We start from the raw sequence: 19422 nt of genomic DNA, 5'->3' as shown, positions 1-19422 counted from the left end.
ATAAAAAGTAAGCGTGCGCGTTCGCTGCACAGGATTCCTTTGCAATGACAAGTCACGCTCAGCCGTCGAGCTACGAGACAGATAAGCCCGTTGTGGGCACTCCACGAGCGCGATTTCTGCAAATTGTTGTTGTGCACCGCGTTTTTGTCGCCTTACCCTTTCGTAAGAGATACCTACCCCTAATTTGTGAGGTGCTCACAAGCGCCGCGCATATCGTGAATGGCCTCATTCAGATCGGGGACAAAAAAGCTCGATATGTTAGGACAACCATATAAACCACGATCACTGGAATGGACATGAAAAAATTTCGTTTGCTGCTTTCGGCATCCACTCTGGCGTCGGGTTTTGCATGTGCAGATCTGGCGCATGCGAACGTGACGTTGTACGGAGTACTCGATACCTACGTGGGTTACACCAATGCCAGCGGGAAAGGAGCGGCGACTGCCATGCAAAGTGGAGGCCTATATGCAAGCCGGGTTGGCTTGCGCGGCAGTGAGGATCTTGGCGGGGGACTGCGCGCGGTTTTCGACCTGGAAAACGGAATTCAAACGAATAGCGGCGCAGCGGTCGATCCGGCATCGGCATTCAACCGAACAGCGTGGGTCGGCATTGCGAGCCCTTACGGCGAGGTCCGTTTCGGACGGCAAAACTCGATTCTTCTGCTAATGCACGGCAAGTTCGATGCATTCAGTGGCGGGACATACGGTTCGTTTCTGCACAACACATCCACGTTTGCATTCCGTTATGACAACACGATCTCCTACCTCTCTCCGAACCTCGCCGGATTTACTTTTACCGGAAGCGTGAGTCCGGGAGGGCAGACCTCGCCGCATGATGCACTGAATGTCTACACCGGCAGTCTGGATTACTCGCGCGGACCGCTATATCTGGGTGTCAGCCACGCCGAGCAGAACGGAGCAAACGGAAAAGTGTTGACGAAGACCACGTTTGCCGGTGCGAGTTACGTGTTTGGAAAACTCACCGGGTTTTTCGGTTTTTATCGTGGGAACAATCTCGGATCAAACCTCACAACAAGTGTGGAGGGTAAATATCACAGCGTGTATTCGCTTTCCGCCACGTACAAATTCACGCCTTCGTTCTACCTCGCTAGCGCGATAGGTTATGCGCAGGATAGTTCGGGAAAAAACAGCAACAGCTTTGAAGGCAGCGTGGGCGGGTTCTACAGTTTGTCGAAGCGCACGCTTCTGTACGGCACCGTGGAGCGCCTGCAGAACCGTCATGGCGCCACATACGGATTGATCGGAAACGGCCCGGTGACAGTCAATGCGCCTGCCGCCGGCGGAGGTGTGACAGGCGCGCAGGTGGGTATCGTTCATTCTTTCTGAGTAAGGCCCGCTCGGGAGTCGCGTCTGTTTGCGCAGGCTTCGCCAATCGTGTGAAGTGTTCAGCGTCGCAAATTTTTTATGGTGCTTTTTATTTATGACTGTTCTATGGTTGCTTTAACGCCTGCTCACGATGGCTTTTGTGAGCAGCTCACCAAGCCAAGGAGAAGTGTTGTGTCAGATTCTTCCGCTCCTGCCGTAGAACTAATTGATTGCTCGAACGAAGCCAAATTGCGTAGCGAACGCGCATGTTCAGTGATTCGGCACGACATCCTTTCCTGCGTGATCGTACCCTCCACCATGCTGACGGAAAGTGGTTTGATGGCGCGTTACGGCTTCGGAAAGGCGACCTGCCGCGTTGCGCTTCAACGGCTTGCGCAAGAAGGGTTTATCAAGATCGTGCCGCGCCAGGGATATTCGGTCACGCCCATCACCCTGCGCGACGTCGAAGAAGTATTTGCGTTGCGCTTGCAACTCGAACCATTGTCGGCGCGCCTTGCGGCGGGCAAGGCGGACATCGCGCTGCTGAACCGGCTGGAGAAAGCGTGCCGCAACGACGATACATCGCTTGGCATCAGCAGTCGCATTGGCATTTTCATGGACGCGAACGCGGCATTCCATATGGCGATTGCCGAAGCGTCCGGTAATGGCCGGCTTGTTCGGACTCTCGGCGGTCTATTGAACGACATGGCGCGTCTGGTGGCGCTTGGATTCGGTGTGCAAAACACCAAACCTGAGATCAAGCACGATCATTTGTCGATGATTGAAGCGCTTGCGAGCGGTGATGGCAAGCGCGCCGAACAGATCGCCCTGCGACATGTGATGACGTTTAGAGACATGACCATGGAAAAAGTATTTGCCAGTTTGCGTGACACCCATGCAGGCGCACCGATCGTCTCGCTGCGGGTGACACCATGAACGCGATTTCACAACCGCCGGTCTTCGCGCCAGCCGCTGTGCGCAACGCGGTGGAAATAGAGCATGTGACAAAGTATTTTGGAAAACTAAAGGTTCTCGAGAACATCAGCTTCAATACACCAGCGGGTTCGGTGCTTGCCATTGCGGGTGCCTCCGGATGCGGCAAGAGTACCTTGCTGAACATCATTGCGGGACTGGTCGCGGCCGATCAGGGCACCGTGCGTGTTGATGGCGCCGCCTGTGCGCCCGAGCACGACACGCGCGTCATCAGCTACATGTTCCAGGAGGACCGCTTGCTGCCCTGGCGATCCATTCTCGCGAATATCGAGTTTGGACTCGAGGCGGGAACGATGAGCGCGGCGGTGCGGCGCGAACGTGCGCGTGAAGCGCTCAGGATGACTGGACTTGAAGCTTTCGAAAATGCCTACCCACATGAGTTATCGGGCGGTATGCGCAGCCGGGTCGCACTGGCTCGCAGTCTGGTGGTCAAGCCGTACATCCTATTGATGGACGAGCCGTTTTCGAAGCTTGATCCGCAGATGCGTTCACAAATGCACCGCGAATTGCTGCGTCTTCGCGAGCAACTGCGAATGACGGTCGTGTTCGTTACGCACGACGTGGAGGAAGCCATTGTGCTGGCGGACAAGGTGGTGGTGCTGGAACCGCGCCCCGGACGTGTTCGCGACGTTTTGCCGATCAATCTTGAGAGGCCACGTGATCCGCTTGCGCAAAATGTGGCGGAAACGGTGCGCCGCGTGCGCGCCCTGATTTAGATTCGATATCGAGGACGATTCAATGGCAACCCTTCCTTCCACCGGTTCCGATTTTCCCGCGCAGACAAGCCGTTGGGCGAAAATCATGTCCCTGGCATTGCAGCGGCTTTCGTTGCTCGTGGTGTTCCTGTTGCTATGGTGGCTGGCTTCGCAAAGGATGCCTGCCTTCATTCTTCCTGGAATCGGAAAGACCTGGGCAGCACTGCTCGATCTGATCAAAAGCGGTACGTTTAGCGAAGATCTTGGGATCACGTTTTATCGGGTTGTGGCTGGCTTTACGCTTGCAGCGATTGTTGGCACGCCGCTCGGTATTGTCCTGGGGTCCAACCGTAGAGTAGGCACTTATTGCGAACCGGTACTGTCCGTACTCAATACGGTTTCGGCAGCGATCTGGGCAATTTTCGCGTTGATCTGGTTTGGCATTTCGAACGGGACCACGATCTTCGTGGTGTTCATGGAAGCGATGCCGCTGATCCTTACCAACGTGTGGCAGGGCGCGCAGAGTGTCAACGCTGAATACGTCGAGTTGGCGCGTTCATTTCAGATGTCACGCGCCAAGGTCATGAGAAAAATATATTTACCGACGGTGCTGCCGTACTTCTTTTCGGGAGCCCGTCTTGCCTTTGGTTTTGGTTGGCGTGTATCGCTGGTGGCCGAAACTATTGGCTCATCAAATGGCATTGGATACCGCCTTCGGCAGGCCGCCGACCTTGTGCAGACCGACCAGGTATTTGCCTGGACGCTCACACTCGTCGTCTTGATGGTATTGCTGGAATACGGAATTCTCAAGCCGCTGGAGAATTATTTGTTTCGATGGAAAAGGCGCATTTGAATCCAAAGCATGTGGAGCCGCCGCGACGCGCTAGCTCTACATAAAAGGATACGACGTTCAAATGTCCATATCAATTAAATAGGAATACTATGAAAAGTACAATGAAAGCGCTTGTTCTCAATGGACATGGCGACGTGGACGATTTGAAAGTCGTCGAAAAACCCGTGCCAACAGTTGTGCCAGGGCATGTGGTCATTCGCGTGCGCGCTTCGTCCTTTAATTACCACGACGTTTTTACCGTCAAGGGAATGCCGGGAATCAAGGTGCCATTCCCTATCGTCATCGGACTGGACATGGCGGGTGAAATTGTTGAAATTGGCGACGACGTTCAAGGATGGGAGCGGGGCGCGCGCGTCCTGGTGAATCCGTTGAACAAGAAGAAAGGTTTGATGGGCGAGATGCTTGACGGCGGGATGGCGGAATATTGCCTTGTGTCGGCGGATCAGTTGATTGCCATGCCCGATGGGGTGAGTTTCGAAGAAGCCGCGTCGCTGCCGGTGGCCTATGGCACGGCGCACCGGATGATCGTCACGCACAACACCATCAAGCCGGGCGACCGCGTTGTAATTCTTGGGGCAAGCGGGGGAGTAGGAACTGGATGCGTAGTGCTCGCGAAAATGCTGGGCGCAGAAGTTGTCGCAGCGGCTGGAAGTGCCGATAAAGCCGAACGCTTGAAGGAGCTTGGTGCCGATCACGTGATCAACTACAAGGAAGTCGACTTCTCGAAGTGGGTCATTGAAAAATACGGAAAGCCGCAACGCCGAACCTATGAAGGCGGCGCGGACGTTGTCATCAACTTCACGGGAGGAGACACCTGGGCACCTTCGCTTAAATGCATCAAGCGGGGCGGCAGCCTGCTGGTATGCGGCGCCACCGCCGGTCATGACCCCAAGGAAGACTTGCGCTACATCTGGAGCTTCGAGCTTCGCGTGATTGGCTCGAACAGCTTTTACGACGACAACCTTGCAGCACTCATGGAACTGATCCGGACCGAAAAGATTGCGGTTCAGATCGATAAGGTGCTTCCGCTCGAGCAGGCGGCAGAAGGGTTACGCATGATCCGCGATCGTGAAGTGCTCGGCAAGATCGTCGTTACTCCTTAATTGACGGAAACACGCATGTCGGATAATCAGATTATCAGTGTAGAACAGGTCGAAGCCATGATCACGCGCGGGCCATATCACCAATGGCTCGGTCTGCATGTAATCAGCATGGGCGAGGGGACGATCGAAATTGGCGCAAAGTGGCGAGAGGACTGGGTTGTGAACCCCGAGCGGCGTTACACGCACGGAGGCATTCTCGCTGCGCTCGTGGACTTGACGGCTGACTGGGCGCTGGTTTCCAGGACGGGGCGGGGCGTGCCGACTATCGACTTGAGGGTCGATTATCACCGCGCAGCCATGCCGGGCGATCTCGTTGCCAAAGGCAAGGTGATCAAGTTTGGAAGTGCAATATCAGTCGCCGAGGCAAGCGTATTTGATGCTACAGGTGTACTGCTTGCCAGCGGCCGTGGCGTCTATTCCACGGTCCCGCTGCCCGCTCCAAAAGCACCATGACAGCTGGCTCGGCAGTACTCGATCACGTTGTAGTGAACGCGTTGTTCGAGACCGATGCGGCGGCCGCATGTTTTTCGATGCTCGGCTTCACTCTTACTCCACGGGGATATCACTCGCTGGGTTCGGTCAATCATCTGATGATGTTTTCGGATCACTACCTCGAGCTTGTGGGTCTGCCCGTAGGCGCGACCGTGGTGCGAAAGGAGATTCTTGAAAGCCGTCTTGGTCTCGATGGCCTTGTCTACAAGACGGACGATGCGCAGGCAACGTATGCGTGCCTTCTTGGCGCGGGTGTGCGGGCAAGCGAGCCCCAGGCGTTCACGCGCCCGCTTGAAATAGACGGACGCAAAGAAACGGCACGTTTCCGGACAACGCGGTTGCTCGCGGGAGAAGTGCCTGGCGGGAGGATTTACTTTTGCGAGCACCTCACTCCGCAATGGGTTTTTCGGCCTGAGTGGGCAACTCATCCTAACGGGGCGAGTGGATTGTTTGAACTCGTCATAGTGGGCCGCGATCCGTCGGCGGACGCCGGGCGATACGCACTGGCGGTCGGTATCTGCGTACCTGGATTCACGCTGAGTTTTCTCGGCGAGGCCGATTACGCGGCGCGGTACGGTGAACTGAGCTGCAAACGCGCGGATCGGGACAGTTATTTTGGATCACTAACAGTAGTAGTAAAGGACCTGCGTGATGTCAGGACAAGACTGGAAGCGGAGACCGGTCGCCTGTGCGAAGTCGATTATGCGGATTCGATACACCCTGCCACTGGCGACGCATCAATCGTCGTGTTTCTGCGCGACCTCAATGTCGTGATCGAATTCATTGGAGCGGTACATGATGTCTAGTCTTCAGAACCTGGGCGATCTGATCGGGCCGATCCCGGAGCCTGAGAAGATTGCGTTGATTGAGGTTAGCGACATAACCGGGGCTGACGAGAGTTCCCCTGAGACGCATATGAGTTACGGCGAACTCGACGCGTTATCGAATGGCGTGGCGCGCGCTCTGACCGCGCACGGGCTTCGCCGTGGTGATCGTGTGGCAATACTGGCGGCCAACTGCGCGCCCTACGTGGCGGCATTGCTGGGCATCATGCGGGCGGGGCTGGTCGCCGTGCCGGTCAATTTCAAGTTCCCGTCAGCAATGTCGACCTTCGTCATGCGCGACAGCGGCGCCAAGATTGTCTTTTGCGACAAAGCCCGCTTGCCAGACGTCCCGGACGATCTCGCGAGCGTTGTATTCGGCGACGACACTGAAAAAGGTCTCAGCGCATTTGTCGATCCCGGGCCGTTCTCGGCGGTGAAGTGCGCACCGGAAGATCCCGCAATGTTCCTGTACACGTCGGGTTCGACGGGGAAGCCAAAGGGCGTGATGCTTTCGCATGCCAGCCACCTTTGGGTGGCCATGACGCGCGCAAATGCACACCCGCCCGAGTCACATCGCTTTCTTGTCGCTGCGCCCATGTATCACATGAACGCGCTGACGCTTGTACTGATGGCGCTGCACGGACATGGCACCGTGGTCATGCTGCCGCAATTCAACGCGCGCAAGTATATTTCGTCGATAGAGCGGCATCGGGTGACCTGGCTGACCTCTGTCCCGCCGATGATCGCCATGATGCTGCGGGAGAAAGATCTGCTTGCCCGCACGGATCTGTCGTCGGTCAAGTTCATCCGGATGGGCTCGGCGCCGGTTAGCGAAAGCCTGCTCGCCAACATAGAAAAGGTCTTGCCCAATGCACGTTTGACCAATGTGTATGGAACTACCGAAGGCGGCCCCATTGTCTTTGGACCTCACCCTGCTGGCCTGACGCCGCCAGCGATGTCCGTTGGCTATCCGCACCCTGAAGTCGACGTGCGGCTTCTCGAGGCACCCTCTGCCGGGCCCGCTACCGGCGTGCTCGCCATGCGCAGCCCCGCGGTAATGCTGGGTTACCACAATCGGCCCGATCTCGCGATGCCGATCACGAACGATGGTTTTTACATCACGGGCGACGTGTTTCATCGTGATGAGATGGGATTCTATTCGTTCGTCGGACGGGCGGACGACATGTTTGTTTCAGGCGGCGAGAATATTTTTCCGGGCGAAGTCGAGCACGTGTTGGAGACTCATCCCGACATAGTCCAGACGTGTGTAGTGCCGGTCGACGACGACATAAAGGGAACCAAACCCGTTGCGTTTGTCGTGCGGCGCGCGGGTTCGTTGCTGACCGAGGCGCAAGTCAAACAGCACGCGCTTGATCACGCGCCGGCCTACCAGCATCCGAGGCGGGTGTGGTTCGTAGATGCATTGCCGCTTGCGTCCACCAACAAGGTTGACCGGGCAACGCTGAAAGCCACCGCCATTGCGTCATTGCACGATTCAGGTGACGTCTGATAAATCAATGAACATCACTATCAGGACTGCGATATGAATGAGAATTTCCGTGAATTTCTCGACCGGCTGCGCGCCTCTGGCGAGCTTGTTGACATTACCCAGCCCGTCGATATCCGTCACGTCGGGACGCTGGTCGATCAATCCGGTCAGGCGCTGCTTTTTCACAACGTGATTGGCTACGATATGCCGCTGCTCTCCGGGATCATACGCACGCAGAAGCGCGCAATGATGGCCATGGGATGCGAGACGTATGGGCAGATCGAACACATGCTCGATCAGGGCATTCGCAATCCGATTCCTCCGCGATACGTGGAGACATCAAAAACAAAAGAAGTGATTTACAAGGGCGACGACGTCGATCTGTTCCGCCTGCCCATTCCCATGTCGTCGATCTTCGACGGTGGTCCCATGATTACCGCTGGCATTGTGATGTCGCGTGATCCGGATTACGGACTCAATAGCGGCATTTACCGCTTCATGGTGAAGGAGAAGGCGCTGAGCGGCATAGATATCGTGACACCAAACAATATGCGCATGTTTGCACAACGAGCCTATGAACAAGGGCGCCCCTGTCCGATTTCCATATCGATCGGCAATCATCCGGTCGAGATCATGGGTGCGGGATACCGTGCACCCATTGGCGTGGATGAGATGGCGATCGCAGGCGGCATTCGCGGCGCGGCAGTGGAGCTTGCGCAGTGCGAGACAGTCGACTTGCCATACGTTGCGGATTCCGAGATTGTGATAGAGGCGGAGATCATGCCAACGGGATGGACACAACCCGAGGGACGCTTCGGCGAATTTACCGCGCTAATGGGCGGGTTGCACTGGAACCCGAATGTTCGTATCAAGGCCATCATGCACCGGCGCGATGCAATGTATTACTCGCTGCACATGCCCTGGGAAAACACCTGGCTCGCGGCGCCAACGCGATATCAGGCAATCCGTACCGCGTTGCGCACGGCCGGGGTCCAGGTCAAGGACATCAACGTGACGTTGGGCGGAAGGGCGTTCTGGCATGCGGTGGTATCGATCAAAAAGCAGGCAGGGGAAGGCAAGAACGCGCTTCTCGCCGCGCTCTCGGTGATGGATCTCAAGCATGTGGTGGTGGTGGACGACGACATTGACGTCTTCAACGGCGAGCAGGTCGAGTGGGCGATCGCCACGCGTGTCCAGGGCGATCGCGACCTGATCATCATTCCTGGCGCGCGAGCGAAGCCCCTCGACCCGAGTCTTCCAATAACACCCGTGGGAATGGTCCCTACCGGCGCAAAGGTCGGTGTTGACGCTACGATTTCCGAAGGCATTCCGCATGAGCGTTACGAGCGCATTTCGTATGCGTATGCCGATACGGCGTTGATTGCAGACTATCTCGCGGGCAAGGCCGACCCGGAGCATGTGTGTGGGCCCGAAGAACTGGCTGCTGCCGCTGCGGAGGCGCTCGCCGTGCTGGAGGAGATGCCGCTCTATTACACGGCGCTCGCCGAGCGCCTTTCCAAGTACGACTTCAGGACGCTCGCCCGTGCGCTCGGTGAGTTGCACGAACAGCAGCGGCTGTGGAAGACGGCTGAAGGCAAGCTGTGCGTGCGCGGATCGCGGTTTGACGCAGTGCCGCCCTCGCGCCGCTAGCGCAATCTCTCCATCGTTTTTCGACGCCACGCTGGCGGCGTCGTGACCAACATTTGGCTGACCATGATACAAGCGAAAAAACGGATGAAATGCGCGGCATTGTTGATCGCCATGTTGGCGTGCACCGCTGTCCAGGCAGTGCCATTGCGGATTGGCTATTGGACGAGCGGCGTGAGCCTTGGCCTGGGTGCGGTGCTGGAGACGGGCGATTTTCTAAAGAAGGCGGGTATCACAGACGCACGCTTCGTCCATTTTGCGGAAGTCAACGCGCCAGCCACTGGACTCGCGGCAAATGTAATCGACATCAGTTTCAGCGTCGCCGCGGCAAGCGGCTTCAGCATTGCGGCGAGTGGCGTGCCGATCAAGATATTCGGTGCGACCGCGCCGGCTGACGTGACCTTCGTGACTCAGGAAGACTCGCCCATCAAATCAATGGCCGGCCTGCGCGGAACGAAAGTGGGCATGTCTCCGTCTGGAAGTTCGGTCGCGCTGATGACAGCCGCGGTGCTCAAGGCCAACTATGGCCTGGGTGCGGGCGACTACGCGCTTGTGCCCGGCAATGAGGCGCGGCTCGCCCAGTTCCTGATGCAAAAGCAAGTCGATGCAGCGGCGTTGCGCTCGGTCACCGTAGCGCAACTGACTGAAGTCAAGACGCGACGCCTCGGCACCATGGTGGAGGAATGGCACAAGCTGACGAAGTCGAATGCGATGCCTTACCTGGGGGTGGCCGCGGCACGTGCCGAACTCGTGCAGAGTGATCCGCAGACGGTCGCGAAGTTTATTGTCGCGGTTCAAGGCGCCATTACGTGGGGCCGCGCCCATCCCGATCAGGTCGCCGCGATCTTGCAGAAAGTAGCAAACCTTCCTGCCGCGGATGCGAAAATTTATGCGGCGCACTGGGACGAACTCAACAGTATTTCCTTCGAGCCTATCGATATAGATACGTTGAAACGCGAGCAGCAGATCTTCGTCGCAAGCGGCGCGATCAAGGGAACGCTCCCGGCTGACGTATTTGTCACAGAGCCCTATCAGAGCGCCAAAAAGATGATGGCGGGAGCCAAGCCATGACACTCACGGAGCGCGCCGTCGCGTCACGCCGCATGCGTCTCGTCATAGGGCTAAGCGGCGCCTCCGGTGCCATTTACGGAGTCCGGTTGCTCAGGCTTTTGCGGGAACTCGACATAGAGTCTCATCTGGTGGTATCCCGGTCGGCGCAGGTCACACTCTCACACGAGCTGGACATGCGCCTCGCCGATGTCCAGGCGCTCGCCGACGTGTCCTATCCGAACACGGATATTGGTGCGGCAATCTCCAGCGGATCATTCCGCGTTGACGGCATGATCATCGCGCCATGTTCCATCCGGACGCTCTCGGAGATTGCGACAGGATGCACGGGTTCGCTGCTGTCCCGTGCCGCGGACGTCATGCTGAAGGAGCGCCGGCGTCTTGTGATGATGGTGCGTGAGACGCCGTTGCATGCCGGGCATATCCGCAGCCTTGCAGCGGTAACAGAAGCGGGCGCGATTGTTTATCCTCCGGTTCCTGCGTTTTATGCGAAGCCGGCATCCGTGGAAGAAATGGTCGATCACACGCTTGGCCGCGTGCTCGATCTTTTCGATGTAGACACGCGCACGGTGAGGCGGTGGGACGGCACCGCCGCCTGATCACAATATTTTTTGCGATCTTTACTTCCCGATGGCGCTCTTCTAGAATGGAGTCGTGGTTGTGAGGTGCCTACAGAATCTGGTAAGCATCGTAGAAGTCAGGCGATAAGGAATGGAAAGATGTCAGGCAAGGTGTTGAGTGCGGGAAAACCAGGTGCCGAGAGCAAACTGCTCGGCGAGTCAACTTACCTCGCCATGCGGCAGGCCATATTGTCTTGTTCGGTCCCGCCTGGGAGCATGCTGACCGAAGCCGCCTTGATGGAGCAATATCAGGTGGGCAAGTCCACGTGCCGGCTTGCGCTCGTGCGGCTGACGCATGAAGGGCTGGTGCGCTCGGTTCCGCGACATGGTTATACGGTTGTTCCGATCACATTGAAGGACGTTGAGGAAGTGTTTTCGCTTCGGCTGATCCTTGAGCCCGAAGCGGCGCGGTTTGCCGCTGGCAACGTGGACGGAAAGGCACTGATGCGTATCGACAAAGCGGGCCGCGCAAACAAGGCATCCAGAAATCACGGAAATCGCATTGGTTTTTTTCTCGATGCCAACCGGGAATTTCACCTGGTGATTGCGGCGGCATCCGGCAACGAGCGTCTTGCACGCAGCATTGAAAATCTCCTGGACGAAATGACGCGGCTGGTGGCACTCGGTTTCACTGACGAAGGCGACAGCCCCGAAATTGCCGATGATCACCGACAGCTTGTTGACGCGCTCGTCGCCGGGGACGGCAAACTTGCGGCCGATATCACACGTCGTCATATTGAGAGATTCCGTGAGATGACAATGGACCGCGTGTTCAAGAGCATCAGGCAAGACCTTGGCCATACTCCGCTCGTAGCGCTTGGGAGATAGCGGGTAAATATTTGATGCGACTGGTTTTCGCTGTACAGATCCGGCACGCTTCGCGTTTCGGTCAGGATGTCTAACGAAACATCACTATGCGTGCCTTGTATCCATGAACTCTTTGCGGATCATTCGTGCAACCTGTCTTGCGTTTGCCGTCATATTGGGTGTGGCAAATCCGGCGGCGGCAACAGAACTGCGTGTTGGCTACTGGACAAGCGGAATCAGCCTTGGATTCGGTGCAGTTCTCGAGGCTCAGAAGTTTTTCGAAAAACAGGGTCTGCAGGTCAAGTTTTTTCATTTCCCCGATGTCAATGGCCCAACCACCGCGCTGGCTTCGAACGCCATTGACCTGGCGTTCGGCGCCAGCCTCGCGGGTGCGCTGAGCATGAGCCAGCAGGGCGCGCCTGTACGCATCATCGCGGCCACACAGATTGTCGACGCCGAAATTGCCGTGCTGGACAGTTCACCTGTCAAGTCGTTAGGAGAACTGCGCGGCAAAAAGATTGGCATGTCGCCGGTCGGGAGCGCGACGACTGGCGTCGCCACGGCCGTGCTGGAAGGTAACCAGGGGCTCAAGCAGTCGGACTATCGACTTGTCTCAGGCGACGAACCACGCCTCGCGCAATTCCTGCAGATGAAAAATGTCGATGCGGCCGTGCTCCGTCCCACCACAATTGCGCAGGTGTCGGACAGTGCAAGCAAGTTGAGAGTCATTACAACGCTTGCGGCGCAATGGCAACAAATGACCAAATCCACTACGCCTCCCTATATTGGCGTTGCTGTAATGCGCGACGAATGGCTCAAGGCAAATCCCGAAGATGCTGCAAAGGTGATAACCGCCATGCGTCAGGCGCTCAAGTTCGGCACCGATGATCCAGCCGCGGTAAAGGCAATCCTCAAAGAGGCGAGCAACATGAGCGATCAGGGCGCCATGTTCTACAGCGATCACTGGGGCGGCATGAATACAGTGTCCTTCAAGCCGGATGACATTGCGACGCTTAAACGTACCTTCGAGGTTTTTAAATCCGCTGGCACGCTGAAGGGGGATTTGCCTCAAGGACTGTTCTATCAGCAGCCTTACCTGGAATCTGAAAAGTCCCGATGACCGGGCGGATCGCGCTGTTTATTTTAGGAATTGCAATGGTGACCACATTCTCATGACACATGCTGCTCACACGCCTGAAGAAAGCTATGTTCCGATGACAGGTCCGGCGACCCAGGTCCGCTGGCCAAGGGATGACGTCACACGGGTGCCTCTACGTATTTTCGCGGATGCGGCGACTTATGCCCGCGAGCAGGATGCGGTTTTTCGCGGCCCGACCTGGAGCTTCCTCTGCCTGGAAGTGGAGATTCCCAACGCGGGTGACTATGTGACCACGAAAGTTGGCGGGACTTCAGTCATCGTGGTCAGAACTGCCGACGGCAGCATACATGCGCTCGTGAACAAGTGCGTGCACAAGGGGTCTGTGCTTTGTTACGAGGCGCGTGGACATCGCGCGAGGCCCAACTTTGTTTGTCCGTACCACAACTGGGTCTATAGTTTTGATGGCCGACTAACCAGCGTTGCCTTTGAAAATGGCGTGCAGGGTAAGGGCGGCATGCCCGAGGATTTCGACAAGGCTGCCTTCCACCTCACCCGGCTTCGCGTGGATGCTATTCGCGGAATCGTGTTCGGATCTTTCTCCAGCGCGGCGCCTGAACTCCGTGACTATCTCGGCCCGGTCATGGTGAGTCATATAGAGCGGACCATTTATGGACGGCTGAAAATTCTTGGCCGCTACAGCCAGGTCATGCATAACAACTGGAAACTCTATGTGGAGAACAGCCGGGATAACTATCACCCGAGCTTGCTGCACGCGTTCTTTTCCACGTTCAAGATCAACCGGCTGTCCGCCGAAGGGGGAACACTTCAGGACGATCAAAGCCGTCACCACATTACCTTCACCAAACGCTTTACCGACGTGGGCGACAAGGCTTATGACTCAGGCGTGATCCGTGCAATGCGCGATGATTTCGGCTTGAAGGACCCATCGCTTATCGATCAATGGATGGAATATCCGGATCAGATCACCAATGCCATCCAAAGCATCTTTCCCGGATTCGTCCTGCACCAGATCATGAATTCTCTGGGAGTGCGTCAGGTCGTACCACTTGCCGTCGACCGGTGTGAGTTGATCTGGACGGTTCTGGGTTTCGAGGAAGATTCCGAGGAACAGACGCTTATTCGACGCAAGCAAAGCAACCTCGTTGGACCGGCGGGTTATGTGTCGATGGAAGACGGGACCATCGGCGCATTTGTCGAAAAAGGCATACGAGGCGATCTCGATGACAACGCCGTGATCGAAATGGGAGGGAAGGGCGTGGGGCCCATGGCAACACGCGCAACCGAGACCTCCGTGCGTGGCTTCTGGAAGTTCTACCGGGAATTAATGAATGTCTAGCGTAACGCGAACTCCTGACCTGAATGCCGCTGTAGATACGCGTGCACTGGCGTGCATCGACCGGTTGATGGCGCGGTACTGCAGTTCAATTGACAATGGCGACATATCGAGCTGGCCGGATTGTTTCACTGATGATTGCACTTACCGGATACTCACGCGCACGGACTTTGAAGCAGGGCGCGACTTCGGAATCTGGTTTTGCAGCGCGCGCGGAATGTTGCTCGATCGGGTCAGCGCTATCCAGTCAGTCAACGTGTTCGAACCGCATGTGTACCGGCACGTCATAGGCCCTACGGAAATCGTTGGCATGGCGGACGCGCGTATCCGGTGCGAAACCAGCTTCATGATTGTTCGTACCGGCTATGAAGGAACAATGATGATCTTCAGTGCCGGCAGATATATCGATCAGATTGTGATCGAGGACGAACGCGCGTTGCTGCATGAAAGAATCGTGGTGACCGATTCACCCCGGTACGACACGCTTGTAGCGCTTCCTTTGTGAGAGCAGAGAGCAGAGAGCTTATGACTTATCGGCTGCACCTGGAAAGCCGTCGGCAGCAGCATTCCTCTTTCCACCTCGACGAAGCGGCGTGGGCGCTTGCCGCGACGCGTCACCCGGATCTGGCACGTCAGGTCGACGTGAGCTTCGGCTGGGACGGCTCGCGGTTCGCTGATCCTCTCGACGATGTCGATTTCCTGCTCGCGTCCCGCTTTCCCTGGGACGCTGTCAATGGCGCAGCAAGATTGCGATGGATTCACACCACCGGTGCGGGCGTCGATCAATTGCTGCCGCTCGATACCGTGCGCGAAGACCTGATCCTCACCAACAGCCGAGGCATACACAGCGACAAGGCGCAGGAATTCGTGCAGATGGCGCTTCTCATGCTCCACGCACGAATGGCTTCGGTCTTCGATGCCCAGCGTAACCGGCGTTGGGACACGCAATTGACGCCGCCTTTGCGCGGCAAGACCGCACTTGTGATCGGGTATGGAAATCTGGGATCCGCTGCATGTGCGGCGGCGTGCGCGTTGGGACTCCACGTCAGCGTCCTTACGCGAGGCGGCAACGCTCAGGTGCACGAAGGTGTGGAAGCAGATTGCATCGCACGATTGGACGAGTGGCTTCCACGCACGGACTTTCTGATTGTCGCCGCGCCGTTGACGCCGCAGACGCACATGCTGGTCTCCGCCAGCAGGATAAGCGCAATGCGCCCGGGTGCGGCGGTCGTCAATATTTCACGAGCTGGATTGATCGACTATCCGGCGCTGTTCGATAACTTGCGTTCCGGGCATTTGAGCGGCGCCGTGCTCGATGTATTCGATCCGGAACCGCTGCCCGCCGAAAGCGAAGCATGGAGTGTCCCGAACCTTGTTGTTACGCCCCATATATCGTGTGACGTGCCGGACTACAACCAGCGCGTGCTCGACGTCTGGTTCAGAAATTTCAAAAATTTCCTGTCAAACAAACCATTTGAGAACGTCGTGAATCGGCAATTGGGGTATTGATTTCGCGCTTAAACCTCGGGGACGAGTGCGCGACCAAAGCAAATCAAGCCGGTGATATCGGTAGGGATTCGGCCCTGTTTTGGCATTGCGACATGCCCGTTCCGACTTCAGTTTCGAAGCCAGCTAAGTAAAAAACTGAATCCGACCAGACCGCAAAACAAAAAACCCCGCAGGCGCAAGGCTTTACGGGGTTTCTCGAACATCTTCGGATTGCTCCGGACTACATGCTGGTGCCCAAGAGAGGACTCGAAGTATGTTGTTACTGATTGAAAAATAAATAAAAAAAATTTAACCATACTCGGGTATACGTAACGGTATACGCAAAATGCGCGCACGGCAGAGGACATTATCGGATAGGAGTAGGTTGCTCGACGAAGCCGATCTAGCCATAGTTCCTTTCCTTGAAGTACTTCACTTCAGCTGAGCGCGCTCGCCGTAGGCTCGAGTGTGTTTGGTTCCGATTCGCCAATGAGTCGGCTCGGAACTCATTCATGTCTCCCGATGTGATCGCGTACTGAATTAATCCAAAGAGCAAATTTGCTTGAAGCAGACCTTGATGTGCGAATGTCAGATCTCGATACCAACAGCACGCTAGCGGAGCCGTTCAAGTCCGCCAATGCCGGTAACTCGCCTCGTTGCAGTGCCTGCTTCAGTTGGGTCTCGATCTCCAGTTGCTCGCCGGTGTGCGAACTCAGCTCGGGCGTGTAGCGCCGCACCCCGTTTCCGCCGTCTTCTTTGGCGCCGTACATCGCCGCGTCGGCGCGTTTGAGCAACGTGGTCGCATCCGCGCCGTCCTGCGGATAGACGCTGTAGCCAAGGCTACACGTGACGGACACCTCGCGGTCGGCAACGAGCACCGGCTTGGCCTCGAATAGGAAAGGCGGTTGGTCAAGCTTGCGAGCTCGTCGGCAGGCATCGGGTTGGAGAGCAACAGGACGAACTCGTCGCCACCAAGGCGGGCGACCGTGTCGCCCGAGCGCACCAAGCGGCTGATCCGCCGCGTCACGACACACAGCAGCTTGTCCCCGGCGGCGTGTCCGAGGCTGTCGTTGACGAGCTTGAATCGGTCGAGATCGAGAAACAGCAGCGTGAGCGAGTGATCGCGACGTCGCGCGAGCTCGATCGCCTGTTCTATCCGGTCCATCAATAGCGCCCGGTTCGGCAGACCGGTGAGGGTGTCGTGCATCGCCTGGTGGCGCAACTCCTGTTCAAATCGTTGCCGCTCCTTCACTTCGAGGTCCAGCCGTGCGACAGTGGCTTGCAGCCGGACTGCCGCCTCCGCCGCCTGCGTGTGAGCTGCCTGCAGCGCCAGTTCGGCAGCCTTTTGCGCGGTGACCTCGTAATTGATGCCCACCAGCCCGACGATCCGATCAGTATCGTCGCGCACTGCTACCTTGGTCGTGATCAGCCACGCTTCGCCTTCGAGCAACAGATATCTGGCATGCTCTTCCTGATTGAGAAGCGGTCGCCCGTGCCTCAAGACATCCTGTTCCTGTCGGTAATCCTCGCTTGCCAGTTCGAGTGGATAGAAGTCGAAATCGGTCTTTCCGAGTAGATCGACGGGGTCGGCCACTCCCATGCCCCGGGCCACTGCGTCGTTGGCGAAGATGAACCGACCCTGCATGTCCTTCGCATGATGCGATGCGGTACGTTATTGCAAGCGCCCGTAGCAGGGTATGTTCGATGGGTTGGAAGACATGCTTCTCGTATTGTCAACCGCTGGTTTGGTGCTCGGGAATTGCCGAGAAAGGCATAGTCATCCTGACTCCACGCGCGCTCAAATCGATGATCGGTCATGACGCTAGAGCGATCACGCGTCGGACCGATGACGAATAAGAAATCTGAGCGATCATTGTTCGAGGCCCTCAAAGCCGGCTTGGCGAAATGCGAGCGCCTGACGGTGCTTCTAGAGCCTTTAACGGCAGATTACCATTCCGCTCCATAAGGAAGGACTCTAATCGCGACTCGTCCGATCTGTCGAATGACCTACTTGAATGGCGGCTTCGGCCGATCAAAGGCGCGGCCCTTTCGGTCTACGGTCAAGACGAACTTGACGCCATTGGGGACGGTCTGAACAGTAGGCCTCGCGCCACTCATGCGTTTCATTCGCCATTCGAGGTCTTCGCTGCAACACTTTGCTTCCGCGGCTCTAAACATTGAACAAGCTGTTGCCCTTTAACCTTGAAACCGCCGCGCTGACCAGGTCGTCGATCAATCGATGCATCTCGCTGTGATTGGCGGGCGGGTGAACCGGTGGCTGTGCCATGAAGTCTCCTGTCGATGATCAGCGGGCCTGTGCCGCACCCGTAAATTGCGCGCGTGGGCGCAACAGGAATGCTTGCGTACGCTGTTCGAGGATATGCGCGACCCAGCCCGCAGTCCGGCTGAGAATCCAGAGCGCGGTCGCGGAACCGTCGGGCATTCCGAGCGCGCGCGTGAGTACCACAAGCGCGATAGCCACGCCCGGATTGGCCTTGAGCGTCGAGCGGGCGGTGGCAAGGAAATCCAGCGTGTCGAGCGTGGCTTGCGGCAAGGCCGGCAATGCGGTTACGAGATCGAGGATCACGTCGGCCCGGGGATCGCCGTCGGGGTACATCGGATGATTGAAGCCGAAACGGCTCGCCCCGTATTCGCGGACGATAGGCAGCCGCGCTTCCAGTTCCCGGCGGTCCGTGGACTGAAGCAACGCGCTCTCCACGGTCTGCGTTGCCGTACCGGTCGAGAAGCCGACGTGCGATCCGATGGCCGCGGCCACGCAGTTGTACAGGTCAGCATTGGTCGATGCTGCGATGCGCGCGGCAAATGTCGCGGGCGCAAGTTCATTGTCTGCCAGCACGATCATCGCGCCATTGAGCGCGTGCAGCGCTTGCGGTGAACTCGGCACGCCCGTGGCCCGCAAGATGAACGGCGCGAGCGCTTCGTGCGCGTTCCGGCTCTCGAACGCAGGGGGTTCCCGAAGGCATCCCAGGCAGCCCGCCATGGTCTGGATCAACAGGCGTGCTGCCGGCACTGAGGTGCCATCGGAAATCTCGGAGGCGCCCCGGTCATGCATGCCGAGTGCGAGCGTGACCATCCCCAGCAGATTGCCGATATCGTTGCAGCGCAAACCGTCTTCGTAGGAACGCAGCAGCCGCTGCGTGTCGGCAGGGGTCTCAATGCCCGACCACGCCGCGAACGTGTCTTGCCAGGTTCCCGTGAAGAGCAATTGCGCGACCGATTCGAACGATATACCCGCACGCGCCATGCTGACCGCTGATCGATTGCGGTACACCGGGCCGCCCGTCGTGACCTGCGTGATGGCTGACGCAATGACCGGTTCGCCCCAGTGCATTGTTGACTCCGCCGATGCCGTCTTCGAGGGCCGCCCACGCTTGCGGCTGCCCACGCGCTCGACATCGGTTCGCAGGTAAAGGCTCTTGCGGCCGTCGTCATGCGGCGCTGTCTTGATGATGCCGCGGCTGACATACGCGTAGAGCGTACCGGGTTTTATGTTGAGAGTTTCCAGCACCTCGTTGCGCGTCATCAAATCTTTTTGCATGGAACG

The 19422-nt window shown here is 57.4% G+C and carries 18 protein-coding genes and 2 pseudogenes; 17 read left to right on the top strand and 3 right to left on the bottom strand.

The annotated features are described in order from the left end of the window. The first annotated feature begins 296 nt into the window (after nucleotides 1-296). The 16 genes from ACRWA7_RS26020 to ACRWA7_RS25945 all read left to right on the top strand — a co-directional run bounded on the left by ACRWA7_RS26020 (nucleotide 297) and on the right by ACRWA7_RS25945 (nucleotide 15878). On the top strand, nucleotides 297-1346 hold the full coding sequence (locus ACRWA7_RS26020; protein ID WP_060818858.1) for a porin: 1050 nt from the start codon (nucleotides 297-299) through the stop codon (nucleotides 1344-1346). A 78-nt stretch (nucleotides 1347-1424) separates the two neighbouring features. After that, entirely contained in the window at nucleotides 1425-2261 is an 837-nt protein-coding gene (locus tag ACRWA7_RS26015; protein WP_438393161.1) for a GntR family transcriptional regulator, read from the top strand. Then, complete coding sequence (locus ACRWA7_RS26010) at nucleotides 2258-3034, top strand: ABC transporter ATP-binding protein (protein ID WP_438393160.1); 777 nt, start codon at nucleotides 2258-2260, stop codon at nucleotides 3032-3034. Before ACRWA7_RS26015 ends, ACRWA7_RS26010 begins: the two co-directional genes overlap by 4 nt. Before the next feature lie 22 nt (nucleotides 3035-3056). Next, the gene (locus tag ACRWA7_RS26005) at nucleotides 3057-3866 is read left to right on the top strand and encodes an ABC transporter permease (protein ID WP_438393159.1); all 810 of its coding nucleotides are present in this window, start codon (nucleotides 3057-3059) and stop codon (nucleotides 3864-3866) included. Between the two features lie 101 nt (nucleotides 3867-3967). Next, entirely contained in the window at nucleotides 3968-4969 is a 1002-nt protein-coding gene (locus ACRWA7_RS26000; RefSeq protein WP_438393157.1) for a zinc-binding dehydrogenase, read from the top strand. 15 nt (nucleotides 4970-4984) lie between these two features. Beyond that, nucleotides 4985-5422 carry a PaaI family thioesterase gene (locus ACRWA7_RS25995; protein ID WP_438393156.1) on the top strand — a complete coding sequence of 146 codons (438 nt, stop codon included), beginning with the start codon at nucleotides 4985-4987 and terminating at the stop codon, nucleotides 5420-5422. Then, on the top strand, nucleotides 5419-6267 hold the full coding sequence (locus ACRWA7_RS25990) for a VOC family protein (protein WP_438393154.1): 849 nt from the start codon (nucleotides 5419-5421) through the stop codon (nucleotides 6265-6267). Before ACRWA7_RS25995 ends, ACRWA7_RS25990 begins: the two co-directional genes overlap by 4 nt. Beyond that, nucleotides 6257-7795: a class I adenylate-forming enzyme family protein gene (locus ACRWA7_RS25985; protein WP_438393152.1), complete on the top strand. Its 1539-nt coding sequence runs from the start codon at nucleotides 6257-6259 to the stop codon at nucleotides 7793-7795. The genes ACRWA7_RS25990 and ACRWA7_RS25985 overlap by 11 nt, the downstream gene beginning before the upstream one ends. Nucleotides 7796-7828: 33 nt before the next feature. Continuing rightward, nucleotides 7829-9424, top strand: a complete 1596-nt coding sequence (locus ACRWA7_RS25980) for a UbiD family decarboxylase (RefSeq protein WP_438393150.1) — start codon at nucleotides 7829-7831, stop codon at nucleotides 9422-9424. Nucleotides 9425-9466: 42 nt separating this feature from the next. Then, the gene (locus ACRWA7_RS25975; protein WP_438393149.1) at nucleotides 9467-10492 is read left to right on the top strand and encodes an ABC transporter substrate-binding protein; all 1026 of its coding nucleotides are present in this window, start codon (nucleotides 9467-9469) and stop codon (nucleotides 10490-10492) included. Beyond that, nucleotides 10489-11088 (top strand): UbiX family flavin prenyltransferase, encoded by a 600-nt coding sequence (locus ACRWA7_RS25970; protein ID WP_438393148.1) that lies wholly within the window; start codon nucleotides 10489-10491, stop codon nucleotides 11086-11088. Before ACRWA7_RS25975 ends, ACRWA7_RS25970 begins: the two co-directional genes overlap by 4 nt. Before the next feature lie 12 nt (nucleotides 11089-11100). Beyond that, nucleotides 11101-11937 carry a GntR family transcriptional regulator gene (locus ACRWA7_RS25965; protein ID WP_438393146.1) on the top strand — a complete coding sequence of 279 codons (837 nt, stop codon included), beginning with the start codon at nucleotides 11101-11103 and terminating at the stop codon, nucleotides 11935-11937. Nucleotides 11938-12040: 103 nt separating this feature from the next. Beyond that, a complete protein-coding gene (locus tag ACRWA7_RS25960) occupies nucleotides 12041-13036 on the top strand; it encodes an ABC transporter substrate-binding protein (RefSeq protein WP_438393144.1) in 996 nt (331 codons plus the stop codon). 52 nt (nucleotides 13037-13088) lie between these two features. Further along, nucleotides 13089-14372, top strand: coding sequence for an aromatic ring-hydroxylating dioxygenase subunit alpha (locus ACRWA7_RS25955; RefSeq protein ID WP_438393142.1), 1284 nt, complete (start codon nucleotides 13089-13091; stop codon nucleotides 14370-14372). Then, complete coding sequence (locus tag ACRWA7_RS25950; RefSeq protein ID WP_438393141.1) at nucleotides 14365-14874, top strand: aromatic-ring-hydroxylating dioxygenase subunit beta; 510 nt, start codon at nucleotides 14365-14367, stop codon at nucleotides 14872-14874. The genes ACRWA7_RS25955 and ACRWA7_RS25950 overlap by 8 nt, the downstream gene beginning before the upstream one ends. 20 nt (nucleotides 14875-14894) lie before the next feature. Then, nucleotides 14895-15878, top strand: coding sequence for a D-2-hydroxyacid dehydrogenase (locus ACRWA7_RS25945; protein WP_438393139.1), 984 nt, complete (start codon nucleotides 14895-14897; stop codon nucleotides 15876-15878). Nucleotides 15879-16363: 485 nt separating this feature from the next. Here the strand turns inward: ACRWA7_RS25945 and ACRWA7_RS25940 are convergent, their stop codons facing one another. Both ACRWA7_RS25940 and ACRWA7_RS25935 read right to left on the bottom strand, forming a co-directional pair. After that, on the bottom strand, nucleotides 16364-16714 hold the full coding sequence (locus tag ACRWA7_RS25940) for a diguanylate cyclase domain-containing protein (RefSeq protein ID WP_438393137.1): 351 nt from the start codon (nucleotides 16712-16714) through the stop codon (nucleotides 16364-16366). A 59-nt stretch (nucleotides 16715-16773) separates the two neighbouring features. After that, nucleotides 16774-17502 (bottom strand): annotated as a pseudogene (locus ACRWA7_RS25935) (diguanylate cyclase domain-containing protein); the annotation flags it as partial. A gap of 389 nt (nucleotides 17503-17891) precedes the next feature. Here ACRWA7_RS25935 and ACRWA7_RS25930 point away from each other — a divergent pair. Next, nucleotides 17892-18038, top strand: a pseudogene (locus ACRWA7_RS25930) (IS30 family transposase); the annotation flags it as partial. Nucleotides 18039-18162: 124 nt separating this feature from the next. Here ACRWA7_RS25930 and ACRWA7_RS25925 read toward each other — a convergent pair. Continuing rightward, nucleotides 18163-19416, bottom strand: coding sequence for a citrate synthase family protein (locus tag ACRWA7_RS25925; RefSeq protein ID WP_438393135.1), 1254 nt, complete (start codon nucleotides 19414-19416; stop codon nucleotides 18163-18165). Nucleotides 19417-19422: the final 6 nt, after the last annotated feature.

The sequence above is a fragment of the Caballeronia sp. DA-9 genome, from assembly GCF_051615025.1.
GTDB classification, from domain to species: domain Bacteria; phylum Pseudomonadota; class Gammaproteobacteria; order Burkholderiales; family Burkholderiaceae; genus Caballeronia; species Caballeronia sordidicola.
The sequence above is the reverse complement of the archived record's forward strand: the minus strand, read 5'-3'. Positions and strand labels throughout refer to the sequence as shown.

What these genes read in the sequence shown, in the direction of transcription:
- ACRWA7_RS26020 (WP_060818858.1), top strand. Translation starts at nt 297, where the DNA reads ATGAAAAAATTTCGTTTGCTGCTTTCGGCATCCACTCTGGCGTCGGGT.
- ACRWA7_RS26015 (WP_438393161.1), top strand. Translation starts at nt 1,425, where the DNA reads ATGGTGCTTTTTATTTATGACTGTTCTATGGTTGCTTTAACGCCTGCT.
- ACRWA7_RS26010 (WP_438393160.1), top strand. Translation starts at nt 2,258, where the DNA reads ATGAACGCGATTTCACAACCGCCGGTCTTCGCGCCAGCCGCTGTGCGC.
- ACRWA7_RS26005 (WP_438393159.1), top strand. Translation starts at nt 3,057, where the DNA reads ATGGCAACCCTTCCTTCCACCGGTTCCGATTTTCCCGCGCAGACAAGC.
- ACRWA7_RS26000 (WP_438393157.1), top strand. Translation starts at nt 3,968, where the DNA reads ATGAAAGCGCTTGTTCTCAATGGACATGGCGACGTGGACGATTTGAAA.
- ACRWA7_RS25995 (WP_438393156.1), top strand. Translation starts at nt 4,985, where the DNA reads ATGTCGGATAATCAGATTATCAGTGTAGAACAGGTCGAAGCCATGATC.
- ACRWA7_RS25990 (WP_438393154.1), top strand. Translation starts at nt 5,419, where the DNA reads ATGACAGCTGGCTCGGCAGTACTCGATCACGTTGTAGTGAACGCGTTG.
- ACRWA7_RS25985 (WP_438393152.1), top strand. Translation starts at nt 6,257, where the DNA reads ATGATGTCTAGTCTTCAGAACCTGGGCGATCTGATCGGGCCGATCCCG.
- ACRWA7_RS25980 (WP_438393150.1), top strand. Translation starts at nt 7,829, where the DNA reads ATGAATGAGAATTTCCGTGAATTTCTCGACCGGCTGCGCGCCTCTGGC.
- ACRWA7_RS25970 (WP_438393148.1), top strand. Translation starts at nt 10,489, where the DNA reads ATGACACTCACGGAGCGCGCCGTCGCGTCACGCCGCATGCGTCTCGTC.
- ACRWA7_RS25960 (WP_438393144.1), top strand. Translation starts at nt 12,041, where the DNA reads ATGAACTCTTTGCGGATCATTCGTGCAACCTGTCTTGCGTTTGCCGTC.
- ACRWA7_RS25955 (WP_438393142.1), top strand. Translation starts at nt 13,089, where the DNA reads ATGACACATGCTGCTCACACGCCTGAAGAAAGCTATGTTCCGATGACA.
- ACRWA7_RS25950 (WP_438393141.1), top strand. Translation starts at nt 14,365, where the DNA reads ATGTCTAGCGTAACGCGAACTCCTGACCTGAATGCCGCTGTAGATACG.
- ACRWA7_RS25945 (WP_438393139.1), top strand. Translation starts at nt 14,895, where the DNA reads ATGACTTATCGGCTGCACCTGGAAAGCCGTCGGCAGCAGCATTCCTCT.
- ACRWA7_RS25925 (WP_438393135.1), bottom strand. Translation starts at nt 19,416, where the DNA reads ATGCAAAAAGATTTGATGACGCGCAACGAGGTGCTGGAAACTCTCAAC.